This window comes from Pseudoalteromonas sp. Z9A4 (genome assembly GCF_011378845.1).
GTDB classification, from domain to species: domain Bacteria; phylum Pseudomonadota; class Gammaproteobacteria; order Enterobacterales; family Alteromonadaceae; genus Pseudoalteromonas; species Pseudoalteromonas arctica.
In genome coordinates this window covers 1-17694 of sequence record NZ_WTLA01000017.1, presented here as the reverse complement: position 1 = coordinate 17694, position 17694 = coordinate 1, and the positions used below count along the sequence as shown (strand labels likewise).

Genomic DNA, 17694 nt, shown 5'->3' with positions numbered 1-17694 from the left:
AGCAAATTTATGAATTTACACAGCGCGCAAGAAATCATCGACGATATTAAAGCCGGTAAAATGGTTATTTTAATGGATGATGAAGATAGAGAAAATGAAGGCGATTTAATAATAGCTGCTGAGCATATTAGCGCACAAGCGATTAATTTTATGGCTACCCATGGCCGTGGTTTAATTTGTTTAACCATGACGCAAGATCGTTGCGAGCAACTTGATTTACCGTTAATGGTAAAAAACAATGGTGCTGCATTTTCGACTAACTTTACAATGTCGATAGAAGCATCAAAAGGTGTTACAACCGGTATTTCAGCAGCAGATAGAGCGCGTACAGTGCAAGCGGCGATAGCTAAAGGCGCAGTGCCAAGTGATATTGTTCAGCCTGGTCATATTTTTCCTATTATGGCACAACCTGGTGGCGTATTAACTCGTGCAGGACACACTGAAGCTGGCTGTGATTTAGCGCGTTTAGCTGGGCTTGAAGCATCATCTGTTATTGTTGAAATACTTAATGCTGATGGCACTATGGCACGTCGCCCTGATTTAGAAGTTTTTGCGAAAGAGCACGATATTAAAATTGGCACCATTGCTGATTTAATCGAATACCGTAACTTAAACGAAACAACAATTGAGCAAGTTGCAAAATGTAAGTTACCCACTGTTCATGGTGAATTTGATTTAGTTACTTACAAAGATACAATTGACGGCCAATTACATTACGTATTGCTCAAAGGCGATATAAAAAATCAAGAGCCGACAAATGTACGTGTACATTTGCAAAGCACTTTTAACGATATCCTACTTTCAGACAGAAGTGCTGACCGAAGCTGGGGCCTTTCTGAAGCAATGGCCTATATTGCTAAAAATGAAGGTGCTTTAGTTATTTTAGGTAAGCAAGAAAGCACTGAAGAGTTAGAGGCAACTGTAAAAGCATTTGCAGCAGCTGATGCTGGCGAAAGCGTTACGCCACGTAAATTCAAAGGTACATCTCGTACTGTTGGCGTAGGCTCGCAAATACTTGCCGATCTTGGAATTAAACAAATGCGCTTAATGAGTCGCCCTAAAAAGTACCATGCACTTTCGGGCTTTCATTTAGAAGTTGTTGAGTACATTGAGCCACAATAAGCATCACGCTTAAACTAGGCTATTATTTTATTTTTATGGTATGATGCGTAGCAATTTTTGCGCAATCGCAACCGCTTGAACTTATTTTTAGGGTTATCAAATGAAAATTATTGAAGGTAGTAAGTACGCTCCTGGCAAAAAGTTTGCCATTGTCATTTCTCGTTTTAATGACTTTATCGGTAGCAGCCTCCTTGCAGGTGCTGTTGATGAGCTAAAACGCACTGGTGGCGTATCTGATGACGACATTACCGTTATTTATGTACCAGGCGCGGTAGAATTACCTTTAGCGGCTAAACGCGTTGCGGCAAAAAAAGAGTATGATGCAATCATCGCATTAGGCGTAGTGATCAGAGGTGGTACACCACACTTTGACCTAGTTGCTGGCGAATCAAACAAAGGTCTTGCGCAAGTATCACTTGAGTATGATATCCCGGTTGCATTTGGCGTATTAACCACAGAAAGCATTGAACAAGCAATTGAGCGTGCTGGCACCAAAATGGGCAATAAAGGCGGCGAAGCTGCTTTAGGCGCGCTTGAAATGGTTAATGTGTTAGATAAAATTTAAGTTTAAGGAATTTTTGTGAAACCAGCAGCAAGACGTAAAGCACGTATCTTAGCACTCCAAGCCGTTTATTCTTGGCAAATAAGTGGCAATTTAATTGCCGATATCGAACAACAAATGTTGATCGAAACAGACGTTACTAAAATTGATGTTGAATACTTTAAAGATTTAGCGACGGGTGTTGCTGTAAATTATAAGCAACTAGACGAAGCTGTATCACCACATTTAACACGTCCGTTTAATGACTTAGATATGGTTGAGCGCGCAATTTTACGTTTAAGCAGCTATGAGCTTAAGTTCCGTGAAGATGTACCTTATAAAGTTGCTATCAACGAAGGTATTGAGCTGGCCAAAATATTTGGCGCTGAAGACAGCCATAAATTTGTAAACGGTGTACTTGATAAAGCTGTTAAGCATTTACGCAAGTAAGTAAACCGTTAAAGAGGGGAGCCGGCATAGGCCGGCTTTTTTGTGTATGAAGGAATTTGAATTAATTAACCGCTACTTTAAAGGTCGCGGGATCACCCGTCGTGATGTAAACCTAGGTATAGGGGATGATTGCGCTTTAGTAACCGTTCCACAAAACTGCCAACTTGCCGTTACAACAGATACTCTTGTTGCTGGCGTACACTTTTTTGATGATATTTCCCCTCGTGCATTAGGTCACAGAGCGCTTGCTGTTAATTTAAGTGATTTAGCGGCAATGGGCGCTGAGCCAACATGGGTTTCAGTTGCGTTAACCTTGCCAAGTATTGACCCACAGTGGATTGAAGAGTTTACTGAAGGCATGCATGAAATTGCAGAATACTTTAATGTGCAAATTATAGGTGGCGATACTACTCAGGGCCCATTAACTATCACTATTTGTGCAAAAGGGACTGTACCAGAAGGTACTGCACTTCGCCGTAGTGGTGCGAAAGTGGGTGATTGGATTTATGTTACAGGTCCGCTAGGTGACGCTGGACTTGCAATTGAGTCTCGCAAACAAGGTATAAGTATTGAGCCAGAGCATTTAAAGTACTTAAATAAGCGCTTTGACTTTCCAACACCGCGTGTTGCTGCAGGACAGGTATTACGAGGTCTTGCATCATCGGCTATTGATGTATCAGATGGTTTAATCGCTGATTTAAGTCATATACTTGATATGTCGCAAGTAAATGCAGTTGTGAATATTGAAAGTATTCCGACTTCAGATGCAATGCAAGCAAGCCTTGATTTTAATCAGCAGCTGCCATTTATTCTAAGTTACGGTGATGATTACGAATTAATTTTTACTGTACCTGATAGCAATAAAAGTATGCTAGATATAAAACTGCGTCAATATGGTGTAGATGCAACATGCATAGGCCAAATTAAAAGTGGCGATGGTCAAATTGAACTTTTACACAACGGTGAAAAGTTTGATTTTAAGCAGCAAGGTTTTGAGCATTTTGCAAAGGAGCTGGTTTGAACAAAAACCGAAAGTTTAATTTAAAGCGCCCACATCAGTTTTTTGGTTTGGGTTTTGGTACTGGGTTAGCCCCTAAAGCACCTGGTACATTTGGCACTTTTGCTGCACTGCCATTCATTTTTATGACTATGTATTATCCGCTATGGTTGCAAATTGTGTTTGCCGTAGTGATCAGTATATTTGGTATATGGGCCTGCGGTAAAACGGCTGATGATTTAGGCGTGCATGACCATCCTGCTATTGTATGGGATGAAGTGGCAGGTTATTACATTACAATGATTGGTGCAGCACTTAGCTGGCAAACATTACTCGTTGGTTTTTTGTTATTTCGCTTTTTTGATATAGCAAAACCTGGTCCAATCCGTATGCTAGACAAACGAGTACATGGTGGTTTGGGTATTATGGCCGATGATATACTTGCGGGCGTTTTTTCGCTTATATGCTTACAGGCGCTAATAAAAGTGGGTTTACTACCCTTTTAATTTTTTATATTTGATTTGTTTAACTAGGTGGCAGCAATATGATGCGATTTTTACTGGTTTGTGTACTGATGTTGTGCGCGACACCAAGTTGGGCTTCAATTAGTGATTACGTAGTTAAGCAATGGAATATAAAAGATGGTCTACCTTCGCAATCACTTAAAAGCGTAGTACAAGACCAGCAAGGCTATATGTGGCTTGGTACTCAGTTTGGCTTAAGCCGTTTTGATGGCACAACATTTACAAACTACAACACGCAAAATAGCCCGTTCTTGCCTAGTAATGGTATTAATAAACTTTTAGTCGATTCTAGTGGCTTATTATGGGTAGGTACTAAAAGTGGCTTGGTAGTTATTAATCCAGCCACATTTGCAGCACAAGAGTTTAATATTAAAGGTCCAGTAATAGATATTCTTGAGGACTCTAAAGGCAGCATATGGATTGCGGCCAATGGTTTATACTATGTAGATAGAGGGCAAGTTGATTTACGCACTGAAGTAAATGGGCCCCTACCTATTGTTAATGCTACCGTAATTACCCAAATTGTTGGCTCTGTTAGCCAAATGGCACTCTCTCCTGAAGGTATTTGGCTGGTTAATGACCGTCATTTATTGCGCCTTACAAAAAACTCATCAGATTTTTCTAAATTACGTTTAGAGCTTACCGCAAAAATATCGTTACCAGAGCGCTTAGCGCAAACCATAGTGCACGATTTATCATTCTTAAATGGTAATTTGTATATAGCCTCTGAGTTAGGTGCTTACTTTTTAGATTTAGACGATGAACTAAGGCCTTTTCCTTTACCTAATGCAAATAACTCAGCCGTTTATAAGTTTATGAGTGATACCGATGGTGGCTTGTGGATTTCGACTTATGGACGTTTATTGTTTAGAGATAAAACCGGTGAGTGGCAATGGGTAGAGCCAAGCCAACTTGATCAAAGCATATGGTTTGCTGATATTTTTAGAGATGATAAAAATAACGTTTGGTTAGCAAGTTTTAGTGAAGGCTTATGGCTTGTCCATGAAGGGCGAGTAGAAAGGCATTCAGCGGTTTCAAATATGACCGAATCTGTTATGGCTATTAGCCAAGCTCCCGATGGGAAACTGTGGGTTGCTAACAAAAGCGGCATTGGTTATTTCGATTTAGATAAAAGTTTTATTAATTTAGTTCCAAGTAGTAAATATGGATACGCGTCAGTACACGATCTACAATTTGATGGTGAACGATTATATATAGCTACAGGACGTGGCTTATTTGTTTTTGAAAACAAGACACTCTATACCGTCCCAGGTCGAGCGCTTCGCGATAATCCTGTGTTTGCAATAAGTCGCTCTAGTAAAGGCGGTTTTTGGATTGGTACCGGACGCGGTTTATATCGATTAAATTATGCTGGTTTAACACCTTTTGCATATAATGCTTTTTTAGGTAGTAAGTTTATTACCTACGTATTGGATAAAACAAACTTTGGTGTGATTGGTACTAGTAAAGGCGCATATTACTTTACAGACCGCGGCATTGAAAAAATTGGTGACCAAACAACACTTGAAAGTGCATACGTAACTAGCGTGTTACATATAGATGGCGTGGGTATTTTGATCGGCTCTCTTAACGATGGGCTTTTTTACAGAAGTACGCAAGGGCAGTGGCGTCAACTCGATGCAGCTAATGGTTTACCGTATGGGTCTATATTTAGCCTAGAATATGATGAAAAGTTAAAGCATGTTTGGGTAAGCACCATGAAAGGTGTTTACAGAATGCCTGTAGAGCAATTTAAAACAGAAATAAAAAGCTTAAAAGTTGAAGAAGTAATTTCATCTTTTGACCGTCAACTCGATGGTAAAGCGAATCAATGTTGTAGTGGACTTGGGCATGATGCGGTAGCAGACACCGGTAATTCTATTTGGTACCCAAGCTTACAAGGTGTTGTTGAAATACCTAAAAACGTAGAGCTATTTGGTGTGCTTGCATTAAAGCCAACAATAGAAACAATAACAACGCCACTTCGTCATTTAACTACCGCTGCGCTTGGTAAAAAACCATCATTAGAAACAGACGAGCGTGATATAACGCTAACTTACACAGCTATTGATTACTATGCACCAAACAGTATTGAATTTAGATATAAACTAAGTGGCTTAGATAGTGATTGGCGCTATGCTAATACGCGACGTGAAGCTATTTATACTAACTTGCCTCCAGGCTCGTTTTTGTTTCAATTAGAAGCTAAGCGCCAAGGTGAAGACTGGACTAAAGCGCAAGAAGTAGAATATGGTTTTGTAGTGCCTGAGCGATTTGATGAAACTATTTACTTTAGGCTTTTAATTACCAGTGGCTTTATTTTGCTTTTCTACCTTATTTTTTGGGTGTTTAGAGCGCAAGAGCGTAGAAAACAAGAAGCATTAGAGGGCTTGATCACCGAGCGTACCTTAGAGCTTCGTCAAGCTAATGATAAATTAGGCCAAGTGAATTCACAGCTTAAATTAGTTAGTCACTCAGATGAGCTAACAGGGCTGCGTAGCCGTCGCTTTTTGTTTGATCAACTCCCTAAAGATATCGAACACTTTCAACGTAATTCACAATCGCTGCAGGCACAAGGCAAGTCACTGGTGCTGGTAATTATTAACTTTGATAACTTCAGCCGTATCAATGATGCCTATGGCCCAATTGCAGGTGATAGCTGCTTACAGCAAATGGCTGCATTATTAAATTCGCGTACGCAGGGTTCTGACTATGTGGCACGTTGGAGTGGTGATGAGTTTTTACTATTATTACGTGATTTTAAATGCAATAAAATAGACAGCTATGCTTCAGATCTTTGTAAAGTAATAGCGGCTAATTCATTCCAATTACCAAATGGAAAAACAACTAATATCACGGCATCAATTGGTTGGTCATTTTATCCATTACCACTTTTGGGTGGGCAGGTAATTAGCTGGGAGACATCTATTAACCTAGCAGATATTTCACTACACCAAGTTAAAAAGCGCGGTGGTGATGGTGTTGCAAATATTACGTTTGATGATCAGCTTGATGCATTTGAGTTTGAACAAAATTCTAACGTTGATCAACAATTAGGTATTTTACAAAGCAATGGCCTAGCTGATATTAAAGTGTGGATGCGCTGATCAGCAATATTTGATATTAAAAAAGGAGCCTAGGCTCCTTTTTTAATATGCTCAACTTTAGATGTATAGGAAGTTAATTAATAAACGCTTTAATAGCGGTTAATATTCCTTGCTCGCCTAATCCCATTTCATCGTGCATTTCATCTTGGGTGCCGTGTTTAATAAACTCATCAGGAATACCTAAGTTAAGGATATTAATATCAGCTTTTTGCGTTGCTAAGAATTCGTTAACTGCAGAGCCGGCACCGCCAGCAATCGCATTATCTTCAAGCGTAACAATTACATCGTGGCTAGTTGCAAGCTCATTTAAAAGTGCGGTATCAAGTGGTTTAATAAAACGCATATTAACAAGCGTTGCATCTAATTCATCTGCAGCAAGCTGTGCATTTTCAAGTAATGTACCGAACGATAAAATGGCAATTTTACGGCCTTTCTTAACCGTATCTGCCCTACCTATTTCAAGCAGTTGCATAGTGCTTTCAATGTCTGCAGTACCTGCACTACCTCGAGGGTAACGAACTGCAACAGGGCAGTTTGCTTTATAACCAGTGTACAACATTTGGCGGCACTCGTTGGTATCGCTTGGTGCCATAATTACTATATTTGGAATACAGCGCATAAAGCTTAAATCGTACGCACCTTGGTGAGTTTCACCATCGGCTCCAACAATACCAGCGCGGTCAATGGCAAATAATACAGGTAAGTTTTGCAGTGCAACATCATGTATTAATTGGTCATACGCACGTTGTAAAAAGCTTGAGTAAATAGCCACAACAGGTTTTAAACCTTCACAGGCAAAACCAGCAGCTAAAGTAACTGCATGTTGCTCTGCAATGGCAACATCAAAGTATTGATCTGGAAACTCTTTAGAAAAACGCACCATGCCTGAACCTTCGCGCATCGCAGGTGTGATAGCCATTAACTTGCTATCTTGCTTGGCCATATCGCATAACCAATCACCAAATACTTTTGAAAAAGTAGCAGCACTAGGTTTAGATTTAGGTAGGCTAGTTGTGCTCGGATCGAATTTTGGTACACCATGGTAGCCAATAGGATCGGCTTCAGCCGGTTTATAGCCCTTACCTTTCTGCGTTTTTATATGTAAAAGCTGTGGGCCTTTTAAATTACGCATATTACGCAATGTATCTACAAGCATGTTTACATCGTGGCCATCAATAGGGCCAATGTAATTTAGGCCTAATTCTTCAAAGAAGGTACCCGGGATCATCATGCCTTTAATGTGCTCTTCCATTTTACTGGCAAGTTGTTTTACCGGAGGTACACCTGAGAGTAGCTTTTTACTACCTTCACGAATGTTAGTATAAAAGCTACCTGATAAAATTCGAGCAAAGTGATTTGTTAATGCGCCAACATTTTCAGATATCGACATTTCGTTATCATTTAAAATAATAAGCATGTCTGATTTTACATCGCCTAAATGATTCATCGCTTCAAATGCCATGCCTGCGGTTATAGCTCCGTCACCAATAATGGCTACAGACTTTCGACCTTTACCTTCTTTTTGTGCAGCAATAGACATACCTAAAGCAGCTGAAATAGATGTGCTTGAATGGCCTACGCTAAACGTATCGTATTGGCTTTCATCGCGAAAAGGAAAAGGGTGCAAACCATCTTTTTGGCGAATAGTGTGCATTTGGTCGCGACGACCAGTAAGAATTTTATGCGGATAAGCTTGATGACCCACATCCCAAACTAGGCGATCGTCTGGAGTGTTATAAACATAATGCAGCGCAACGGTTAGTTCAACCGTCCCTAAACCAGACGCTAGATGACCGCTACTTTGCGATACTGAGTTGAGTAAATAATCGCGCAGCTCATTGCTAAATGCAGGGAGTTTGTCTTGCGCTAAGTCACGCAATTGGGCTGGCTCGTCAACCAAATTAAGTAATGGATACTTGCTACTATCAAGTGTCATGGTTTTATATATATCCTTCGCTAACATTAATTAATTCAAAGCTTTTACGAATAATTAATGTTGAGTAATAATGTCAGTGCTAATTGCAATACGTATGAGCAAAAATTAGTGGTCACGCTCAATTAGGTAATTTGCTAGCGACGCAAGAAGTGTTGTGTCAGCATCTATATTTGCTAACGCTTCATGGGCTTGTTGAATTAAATTATGCGCCTTTTCTTTAGCGCCTAGCATACCTAATAATGCCGGATATGTCGCTTTATTCGCGGCAATATCGGAGCCTTGTGGCTTTCCTAAAGTAACCGTATCGCCTTCAACATCTAAAATGTCGTCGTGTACTTGAAATGCTAGCCCTATAGCATACCCAAAAACACTTAAATTTTCTAAGGTTTGTTGATCAGCCTTTTCACTGCAAAGTGCACCAAGTGTAATTGCGCAATTAATTAGAGCCCCGGTTTTTAGTTTATGTATTCGCTCCAGTTCTTGTACGGTAATTACTTTATCTGTTGCTGCTATATCAAGCCCTTGTCCGCCAACCATACCCTGAAGACCTGATGCATGGGCAAGTTGCGCAATCATTTTTACTTGTGTTTGCGATGAGCATTCAAATTTGTGATTCGCAATAAGCTCAAAAGCAAGAGTTTGAAGAGCATCACCGGCTAAAATTGCATTTGCCTCGCCAAACTCTATATGGCAAGTAGGGCGTCCACGGCGTAAATCGTCGTCATCCATTGCCGGCAAGTCATCATGAACTAACGAATAGCTATGAATGCACTCAATTGCAGCAGCAAGTACGTTTAAGTCTTGATGGTTTACGCCGAGCATTTTACCTGTGGCATAAACTAAAAATGGACGTAATCTTTTACCGCCATTAAATAATCCATACTGGGTGGCGTTCTTTACCGTTTCTTCTGTATCGAGAGGCTGGTTAAAATGCTGTTGTAAGGTCGCTACTACATCTTTTTGAGCACGTTCAATATGATTTTTTATGCTCACAGCTATTCCATATCATTATCAAAATTTGTAAGTACTGACTTTTCGCCATTCCCCAGCAAAATTGATACTTTTTGTTCTGCTTGCTGTAATTTCCCTGATGAAGCACTTGCTAATGCTATTCCACGCTCAAATTGCTTTAACGATTGCTCAAGCGATAAGTCACCTTGTTCCATGTCACTAACGATTGTAGATAATTCTTCTAGTGCTTGTTCGAAACTTAAGTTTTCAGGTTTTTTAGTCGCCATCTTTATTTCAGCTTACATAATAAATTTAGGGGTCAATTTTAGGGGGAATGCTAAACTAGGTCAAAGGATGATATTGGTTTTTTACCTTTATGACGTTAAATTATATTTCAAGTGCATTAATAAAGCCTTAATAGCGGTCTGTTGGTTTAATAAATCAATTGATAATTAGGTAGCCCTTAGAACTTCATCTAAGATAGTGTTTAAGGCTGCTTTTTATGTTTATTTATAAAAATGGCTCAAGCAATTCAATATGTTGCCGATAAGCAGTTAATAATAAAAGTTTATGATAAGGCCATTAAGCATGAAACTTCTGGAGGAAATGTGGATTTAGCAACCATTATAGGGATTTTGGGCGCAGTTGGCTTAATTGTTATGTCCATGTTCATGAGTAGTAGCGGCGAAGTCGCTATGTTTTATAATACCCCATCTGTAGTTATTGTATTTGGTGGTTCACTTTTTATTGTTTTATCTAACTTCACTATGTCGCAATTCTTGGGTATAGGTAAAGTTGTTACTAAAGCGTTTATGTTTAAAATTGAAACGCCAGAAGAGCTTATAGAAAAAGCAGTTGAGCTTGCTGATTCAGCTCGTAAAGGGGGGTTTTTAGCACTCGAAGAAGCTGAAATACCAAATCCCTTTATGCGCAAAGGAGTCGACATGCTCGTCGATGGCCATGATGCAGATGTAGTTCGCGCAACACTTCAAAAAGATATTTCTCTAACCACTACTCGCCATGAAATGGGGGCGGGTTTATTTAAGTCTTTAGCTGACATAGGGCCTGCAATGGGCATGATTGGTACTTTAATTGGTTTGGTTGCGATGTTATCTAACATGGATGATCCAAAGGCAATTGGTCCGGCAATGGCTGTAGCGTTATTAACAACCCTATATGGTGCATTCTTGGCTAATGTTATAGCTATACCTATACAGGTTAAATTAGAGCTACGTAAAGATGAGGAAGCTATGAATCAGCGATTAATCTTAGATGCAATTCTAGGTATTCAAGATGGCCAAAACCCGAAAGTAATCGAGGGTATATTGAAAAATTACTTAGCTGAATCAAAACGTAAAGTAGATACCGAGGAGTAACTATGTCTGATCAAGAGTGCAAATGTCCGCCACCAGGTCTACCTGCATGGATGGGAACTTTTGCCGATTTAATGTCACTATTAATGTGCTTTTTTGTACTCTTGTTGGCTTTTTCTGAAATGGATGTACTCAAATTTAAACAAATTGCAGGCTCTATGAAGTTTGCTTTTGGTGTACAAAACAAAATTGAAGTAAAAGATATCCCTAAAGGAACTTCTGTGATTGCCATGGAATTTACTCCAGGTAAACCAGAGCCCACCCCAATTGAAACTATTCAGCAACAAACAGTAGAAATGACTCAGCAAATGTTAGAGTTTCAAGCTGGTGATGAAAGCTCAGCTGGTGGTAGGCAAGAGCAGCGTGGTGACAAACGAGGTGGTGAATCCAGTAGTACTTCGCAAGGTCAAGGAGCTGAACAAGCAACGTCTTCGGCCGATCAGGAGCAAACTAACGAGTTAGTCAAAAAAATAGCCCAACAGTTAGAAACTCAAATAATCGATGGCGCAATTGAGCTCGAGTCCTTGGGGCAGCAAATAATTATACGTATCAGAGAAAATGGTTCGTTTCCTTCAGGTAGTGCATTTCTACAGCCTAAGTTTAAACCTATAATTAAAGATATTGGTGTGCTTTTAAAGGATGTGCCAGGGGAGATAACGGTATCTGGGCACACGGATGATTTTCAGGTGTCGAATGAGTTATACATAAACAACTGGGATCTTTCTTCTAAGCGAGCTGTTGCTGTAGCAAGCGAGTTACAAAAAGTATCTGGCTTTGACAAAACTCGGATGATGGTTGTTGGGCGAGCTGAAACAAGACCACTTGTACCAAATGATACAGATGAAGACCGCCGAAGAAATCGTCGTGTCGAGATTTCTATTTTACAAGGTAAGGCAAAAGAGTCTGCACCTATTGATGTAAGATAACTTTACTTGGCAAATACGTTTATTTATCATAAAGTAAGCTTTCAATAACAAATGTAACGGAGTCAGCCATGAAGAATATCGATAAATTTAGTTATATGCTGGGTAATGGTGATGATGATGATAAAACAGATAGCCAAACTCAAGATTGGTGGAAGTTTTTCTTCTAAACAATAATAACTTTTACTTACAGGATATCAATTATGAAAAAGTTAGATAAATTTAGCTACATGCCTGGCAATGGAAATGGACAGGATGATGACACAAAACCAGATTAGGTAACTCTATGCCTACATGGTTTAATAGTAGTATGCAAATACTCGAAATTAGCTGGGTGCTATTTTTACTCCCAGCTATTTTTGTATTCTACTTACGTAAGGATTATCTGGCACTTCGCTTTGTGTTAGTTACCGCTGCTTTTTTTTTGTACGGTACTTTAATTTACGGTGATCTAATAACTATTGATGACCCTTATATTTGGCGTTATGTTGTCTGGGCATTTAATGATCTGGCGTGGATGGCTCTGATTGCCTATTGGGGTCTTAAAGATAAAGTGCATTTGTGGCAGTGTGTTATCGGTCAGCTTGTTGTTGTAAGTGCCCCTATTTTACAACTTTTCAGATTAGTTGATCGCCATTTATGGGATCTTTCTTATAGTACATACATTTATAAAACCTTATTGCCATTTATTAATATAGGCACCGTTGTTGTTTGTTATCTTCCGCTTATTTATATTTTAACAAAAGACAAAAAAAGCCCAGCTAGCCAATAGTTACAAAAAGTTCCCTCCTTTAAAATAGCTGTGCTAGACTACTGTTTATATAAACAGTGATGAGCAGGCTATGAAACTCTACATTGCAGAAAAACCTTCACTTGGACGCGCTATTGCTGATGCGTTACCGAAACCACATAAAAAATATGATGGTTATATAGAAGTCGCTAATGGCGATTGTGTATCGTGGTGTATTGGACATTTGCTAGAACAAGCAGAACCCGATGATTACGATGAGCGCTTTAAAAAGTGGCAGTTTGAACACTTACCTATCATACCTGAGCAGTGGAAGTTAAAAGCCAAAACCAAAACACGTAAACAGCTCACTGTTTTAAAAAAATTAATTAAACAAGCCTCGCAACTTATTCACGCTGGCGATCCAGACCGTGAAGGCCAGCTACTAGTCGATCAAGTAATTGAAGAAGCTAAAATAAGTCAAACTAAAAAACAAAGTACGCAGCGCTTACTCATTAGTGATTTAAATTTGTCCGCAGTAAAAAAATCACTGGGTGCTATGCGCTCTAATCGAGATTTTATCCCGTTAAGTGTATCTGCTTTAGCGCGCTCTCGTGCTGATTGGCTATTTGGTATGAATTTAACGCGTGCATATACATTAGCTGGTCAAAAAGCAGGATTTGGTAATGTACTTTCGGTAGGGCGGGTTCAAACCCCTATTTTGGGTCTTGTTGTTAATAGAGATAACGAAATAGCACACTTTGTATCTAAGCCTTTTTACGATGTACTGGCACATTTACTTACTCCAGATAACCAGCCATTCATAGCTAAGTGGGTTCCTAGTAAAGCATGTGAGCCACATCAAGATGAAGAAGGGCGAATACTTAACAAAGCACTCGCAGAAAATGTTGCTTCACGCATTACAAAGCAAAGTGCTGAGCTTACTTCACTTGACCAAAAACAAAAAAAACAAAGTGCACCGTTACCTTATAATTTATCTGCACTGCAAATAGATGCGGCTAAAGCTTTTGGTATGGCAGCTCAAAAGGTATTGGATATTTGCCAAATCCTTTACGAACGTCATAAACTATTGACCTACCCACGCTCGGATAATCGTTATTTACCTAAAGATCACCATCAAGATGCATCTGCTATTTTTAAAGCTATAAGTGCTAATGGTGGGCAAAGCACCGAATTGGTAAATGGGGCTGATGTAAAAAAGCGTAGTAAATGTTTTAACGATTCAAAAGTGGCTGCCCATCATGCCATTGTGCCTACGGCTAAGCAGTTAAAGTCAGCGAGTTTGAGCGGTGACGAAGCGAAGGTATATCAATTAATAAGCCGCCATTACCTAATTCAGTTTTATCCCGACTATATATATAACGAAACTAAAGCAGAGATAACAATCGCTGGCGGATTATTTAAAGCAAATGCAAAACAAGATGTAAGCTTGGGTTTTAAGGTGTTGATGGGTAAATCTGAATTAAAAGATGAAGCCTCGCTACCTCCTTTAACAAAAGGTATGCCTCTTTTTTGCGATAAAGGCGAAGTAGTCGAAAAGCATACGTCGCCCCCTGCTTATTTTACCGATGCTACATTATTGGCTGCGATGACGGGCATTAGCCGGTATGTTAAAGATCCACAAATTAAAAAAGTATTAAAAGACACCGATGGTTTAGGTACGGAGGCAACACGTGCGGGAATAATCGAGTTGCTTTTTAAACGTCGTTTTTTAAAACGTGAAGGTAAGTCAATTAGAGCGACCGAAACGGGGCTTGCTCTTATTAGCGTATTACCACAAGGTTTAGCGAGTCCTGATTTAACCGCAAAGTGGGAATCAAGCTTAGGTGATATTGCGCAGCAAGTAATGAGTTATCAGCAATTTTTACAACCGTTACTTGCCGACTTAAATGGGTTTGTACAATTAGCAGCAAACTGCGATAGCAATGCATTTGCAAGGTTACCAAAAAGCTCACCTAAAAAACGCTTTGCTAAACGAGGTGGAAAAGCGACCTTTAAAAAATCGAGTTATAAAAAAAGCTCTGTTGCTAGTTAGCTACAGAGCCATAGCTGGCCTATTGCAAATAAATTCAACGCAGTTAGCGCTGAAAATAGCTGCTTGAGATAGATTTATTATCCAGAATTCAGGTTACTTATTAAATAAAGCTACAGCAGCGTTACTCATTGCTTTTATTCCGGTAGGGATAGCAACTTTATAATCTGGTGCAAATTTACTAGAGTGTAGGGAAGGGAGTACTTCACCTGTTTTTATAGAATCTGCATATTGTGCTTGGTTTACACCACCTAGCCAAAATAAGGTAATCGGGATATTTTCATCGGTGCGTCCGTATAGGCCAAAGTCTTCACCCGCCATTACAGCTTGTGTTTCAAGCACATTAGTATCACCAATTGCGCTGGCAATAGAGTGTCTAACAATGTCTGTTTGTGCTGGGTTATTATAAGTAGATGGAATAGATTCATCTTCATGTACATATACTACAGGGTAGTTTGATTCATTTAGGCCAGCACTTTGTGCAATACCTGCTGTGATTCGTTTTATTGCTGCTATTTGAGCACTTCTAACATTTGGGTTATAGCTTCTGAGAGTGAGTTGTAGTTTTACTTCATCCGAAATCACATTATGTTTTGAGCCACCATGAATAGACCCAACCGAAATAACCGAAGGCTCTAGCGGTGAAAGTTCTCGGCTTGTGATTGTTTGCAGAGCAAGTACTGTGCGTGAAGCTATAATCACAGGGTCTATAGTTGTATGCGGATAAGCACCATGACCACCTTTACCTTTAATTGTAATATCGACAGAATCTACACTTGCCATAGTGTATTCATTTTTCATTGATATCTTACCAGCGGGGACGCTAGCACTTACATGCAAAGCAATTATATGATCAGGTTTTTCATATTTACTAAATAGTCCTTCGCCTAACATGGCTTTAGCACCCCCACCAACTTCTTCGGCAGGCTGTGCAACCATCATCAAAGTGCCTTTCCATTGATCTTTGTGTACTATTAATTGCTCAGCAGTACCAATAAAAGAGCTCATGTGAATATCGTGGCCACAACCGTGCATTACACCTACTTTCGCACCATGCTCGTCTATTACTTTAACTTTTGAGGCATAGGACTTTCCTGTCTGCTCTATAATAGGTAAGCCATCGGTGTCAGTACGGATCATCACGGTTGGACCGTTTCCGTTTTTGTAAATGCCGACAACACCAAAGCCACCTACATTACTTGTTACTTTAAAACCCAGCTGAGTTAATTTATCCGCTATTTTATTACCCGTTTTTTGTTCGTGATAAGAAAGCTCTGGCGATTGGTGTAAATCGAGGTAAAACTTTTCTATAGCTGGCATGGCTTTGCTTAAATTCAAATCGAGTCCATTTGCCTGTACAAATGGACTTGCTAATAAAAGTGCTGCACTTAGGTAAGTTAATTTCATGTTTTCCCTCATTGTTGAATATGTATACCGAGTGATTTAGGTATATGACTTGTAATTATTATGTTCACCACCATATAAAAACCTAAATAGATGAATATGGCAATCAATTCAATGAGCAACATAGTTAGTATTAATGCGCAAAACCTTCAACAAGTACTCGGTGAAACATCACAGCAAAAATTAGTGTTGCTTAACTTTTTCTCTCCTCAAAGTCCTGACTGCATCGGACAAGCTGCAATTTTAGATAAAGTAGCAGCAGAATATGCAAGCTATATAGTAGTAGCAAACCTAGATTGCGATGCAGAGCAAGCACTCGCATCTCAACTTGCGCAACAAGTTGGTCTGCAAACACTGCCTACGCTTGTATTATTAAAAGACTCTGCACCAGTAGATTTACTTGCAGGTGTTCAAAGTGAGGCACAAATACGCGAAGCCCTAGCAAAGCATTTACCTGCACAACAAGACTTACTGTTAGAACAAGCAAAGCAAGCGTTATTAAAGTCAGATTTAAATGCTGCATTTAATTATGCAAAGCAAGCTTATGAAATAGACAGCGGTAATGCACGTATCAAATTAGTGCTAGCAGACATATGTATTCAAATTCACAAGGTAGATGAAGCGCAAGCGCTTATAAATACAATAGATGCACAAGAGCAAGATGCTTACTTTAATAATATAAAAGCAAAATGCGAAGCCGCGCTTGAAGCAAAAGACTCACCAGAGATTAAAGAAAAGCAACAACAAGTAGAAAAGTACCCAAATGACCTAGAATTAAAAGAAGAGCTCAGTATTTTACTCAATGAAGCAGGCAGAAAAGAAGAAGCATTGGATATACTATTTACAGTGCTGCAAAAAGATCTGAATTTCAATGAAGCGAAACCAAGCTTTTTAGCCATTATTGCCTCTTTACCCGATGGTGATGCGCTCGCAGCAAAGTATCGTCGCAAGTTATATAGTATTTTATACTAGGGTCTGTTGCTCTTAGCGGATTAAAATTTGTTCAAACTAGGGGTTGTTTAATCGCGGCGCGAGATTTGTAACCTAGTGGGCTCGGTAACTGCTCCTGCGTTACCCTACTGGCTTACATCCATGTAAGAATAAGTAAAAACCGAGTAACAAAGAGTAAATAGCCCCTAGGAAGAACCCTTTGGGCAGCGCCTGTTTGGCATTAATGCTACGTTATCGCCTATTTATGGGGAGTAACCACACTACATAGGCTCTGCCTTGCCTGAATACCAAATAGGCTGCTGCAAATTTAACCTTGAAAGATAAACAGACCCTAGATTCTAATAACTATTACTTTTGAGAAGCACCTATATAGGTGCTTTTTGTATTTTTAGGGTTTTAATTAAAAGCTTTAGTATGGTTTAGCTATGAAAAAACAAGAGTTATCAACAGGTTTTTGTGGGTAACTTGTGCTTATCATGTGTGCTTGCTTGGGGCTTAATTTTAATTACTATTTTATGCAAATAACGCTTGCGTAAAATCCGCTGCTCCCTATAATGCGACCCCACTGAGACGGGAAACGCCAACGCATAGCGAGGCACGAACAACTCAGAGAGTTAAATAAAACTTCGGTTTTA

General features: G+C 39.5%; 15 protein-coding genes. 11 read left to right on the top strand and 4 right to left on the bottom strand.

What is annotated here, in order from left to right:
- The first annotated feature begins 9 nt into the window (after positions 1–9).
- From ribBA to GQR54_RS12820, 6 genes are all read left to right on the top strand, one after another.
- Positions 10–1122: a bifunctional 3,4-dihydroxy-2-butanone-4-phosphate synthase/GTP cyclohydrolase II gene (gene ribBA, locus GQR54_RS12845; RefSeq protein WP_166378110.1), complete on the top strand. Its 1113-nt coding sequence runs from the start codon at positions 10–12 to the stop codon at positions 1120–1122.
- A 100-nt stretch (positions 1123–1222) separates the two neighbouring features.
- A complete protein-coding gene (gene ribE / locus GQR54_RS12840; RefSeq protein ID WP_007587130.1) occupies positions 1223–1687 on the top strand; it encodes a 6,7-dimethyl-8-ribityllumazine synthase in 465 nt (154 codons plus the stop codon).
- A 15-nt stretch (positions 1688–1702) separates the two neighbouring features.
- Entirely contained in the window at positions 1703–2113 is a 411-nt protein-coding gene (nusB, locus tag GQR54_RS12835; protein ID WP_007587129.1) for a transcription antitermination factor NusB, read from the top strand.
- Positions 2114–2159: 46 nt separating this feature from the next.
- On the top strand, positions 2160–3134 hold the full coding sequence (thiL, locus tag GQR54_RS12830) for a thiamine-phosphate kinase (protein WP_007587128.1): 975 nt from the start codon (positions 2160–2162) through the stop codon (positions 3132–3134).
- Positions 3131–3616, top strand: a complete 486-nt coding sequence (locus GQR54_RS12825; protein WP_007587120.1) for a phosphatidylglycerophosphatase A — start codon at positions 3131–3133, stop codon at positions 3614–3616. Before thiL ends, GQR54_RS12825 begins: the two co-directional genes overlap by 4 nt.
- A gap of 38 nt (positions 3617–3654) precedes the next feature.
- Positions 3655–6741 (top strand): ligand-binding sensor domain-containing diguanylate cyclase, encoded by a 3087-nt coding sequence (locus tag GQR54_RS12820; RefSeq protein ID WP_166378108.1) that lies wholly within the window; start codon positions 3655–3657, stop codon positions 6739–6741.
- 73 nt (positions 6742–6814) lie between these two features.
- Here the strand turns inward: GQR54_RS12820 and dxs are convergent, their stop codons facing one another.
- From dxs to GQR54_RS12805, 3 genes are all read right to left on the bottom strand, one after another.
- Positions 6815–8677 (bottom strand): 1-deoxy-D-xylulose-5-phosphate synthase, encoded by a 1863-nt coding sequence (gene dxs / locus GQR54_RS12815; RefSeq protein ID WP_166378106.1) that lies wholly within the window; start codon positions 8675–8677, stop codon positions 6815–6817.
- A 105-nt stretch (positions 8678–8782) separates the two neighbouring features.
- Positions 8783–9670, bottom strand: a complete 888-nt coding sequence (gene ispA, locus GQR54_RS12810; protein WP_166378104.1) for a (2E,6E)-farnesyl diphosphate synthase — start codon at positions 9668–9670, stop codon at positions 8783–8785.
- A gap of 2 nt (positions 9671–9672) precedes the next feature.
- Positions 9673–9915 (bottom strand): exodeoxyribonuclease VII small subunit, encoded by a 243-nt coding sequence (locus GQR54_RS12805; protein ID WP_166378102.1) that lies wholly within the window; start codon positions 9913–9915, stop codon positions 9673–9675.
- A gap of 321 nt (positions 9916–10236) precedes the next feature.
- Between GQR54_RS12805 and pomA the strand changes: the two genes are divergently transcribed.
- From pomA to GQR54_RS12785, 4 genes are all read left to right on the top strand, one after another.
- The gene (gene pomA / locus GQR54_RS12800; RefSeq protein ID WP_166378100.1) at positions 10237–11004 is read left to right on the top strand and encodes a flagellar motor protein PomA; all 768 of its coding nucleotides are present in this window, start codon (positions 10237–10239) and stop codon (positions 11002–11004) included.
- A 2-nt stretch (positions 11005–11006) separates the two neighbouring features.
- Positions 11007–11927 carry a flagellar motor protein MotB gene (locus GQR54_RS12795; RefSeq protein WP_166378098.1) on the top strand — a complete coding sequence of 307 codons (921 nt, stop codon included), beginning with the start codon at positions 11007–11009 and terminating at the stop codon, positions 11925–11927.
- A 283-nt stretch (positions 11928–12210) separates the two neighbouring features.
- Positions 12211–12696: a hypothetical protein gene (locus GQR54_RS12790; protein WP_166378096.1), complete on the top strand. Its 486-nt coding sequence runs from the start codon at positions 12211–12213 to the stop codon at positions 12694–12696.
- Positions 12697–12766: 70 nt separating this feature from the next.
- Positions 12767–14707: a DNA topoisomerase III gene (locus GQR54_RS12785; protein WP_166378094.1), complete on the top strand. Its 1941-nt coding sequence runs from the start codon at positions 12767–12769 to the stop codon at positions 14705–14707.
- Positions 14708–14800: 93 nt separating this feature from the next.
- On the opposite strand, the gene GQR54_RS12780 is transcribed toward GQR54_RS12785, so the two are convergent.
- Complete coding sequence (locus GQR54_RS12780) at positions 14801–16111, bottom strand: amidohydrolase (protein ID WP_166378092.1); 1311 nt, start codon at positions 16109–16111, stop codon at positions 14801–14803.
- A gap of 111 nt (positions 16112–16222) precedes the next feature.
- On the opposite strand from GQR54_RS12780, the gene GQR54_RS12775 reads away from it, so the two are divergent.
- The gene (locus tag GQR54_RS12775; protein ID WP_024589769.1) at positions 16223–17080 is read left to right on the top strand and encodes a tetratricopeptide repeat protein; all 858 of its coding nucleotides are present in this window, start codon (positions 16223–16225) and stop codon (positions 17078–17080) included.
- Positions 17081–17694 lie beyond the last annotated feature (614 nt).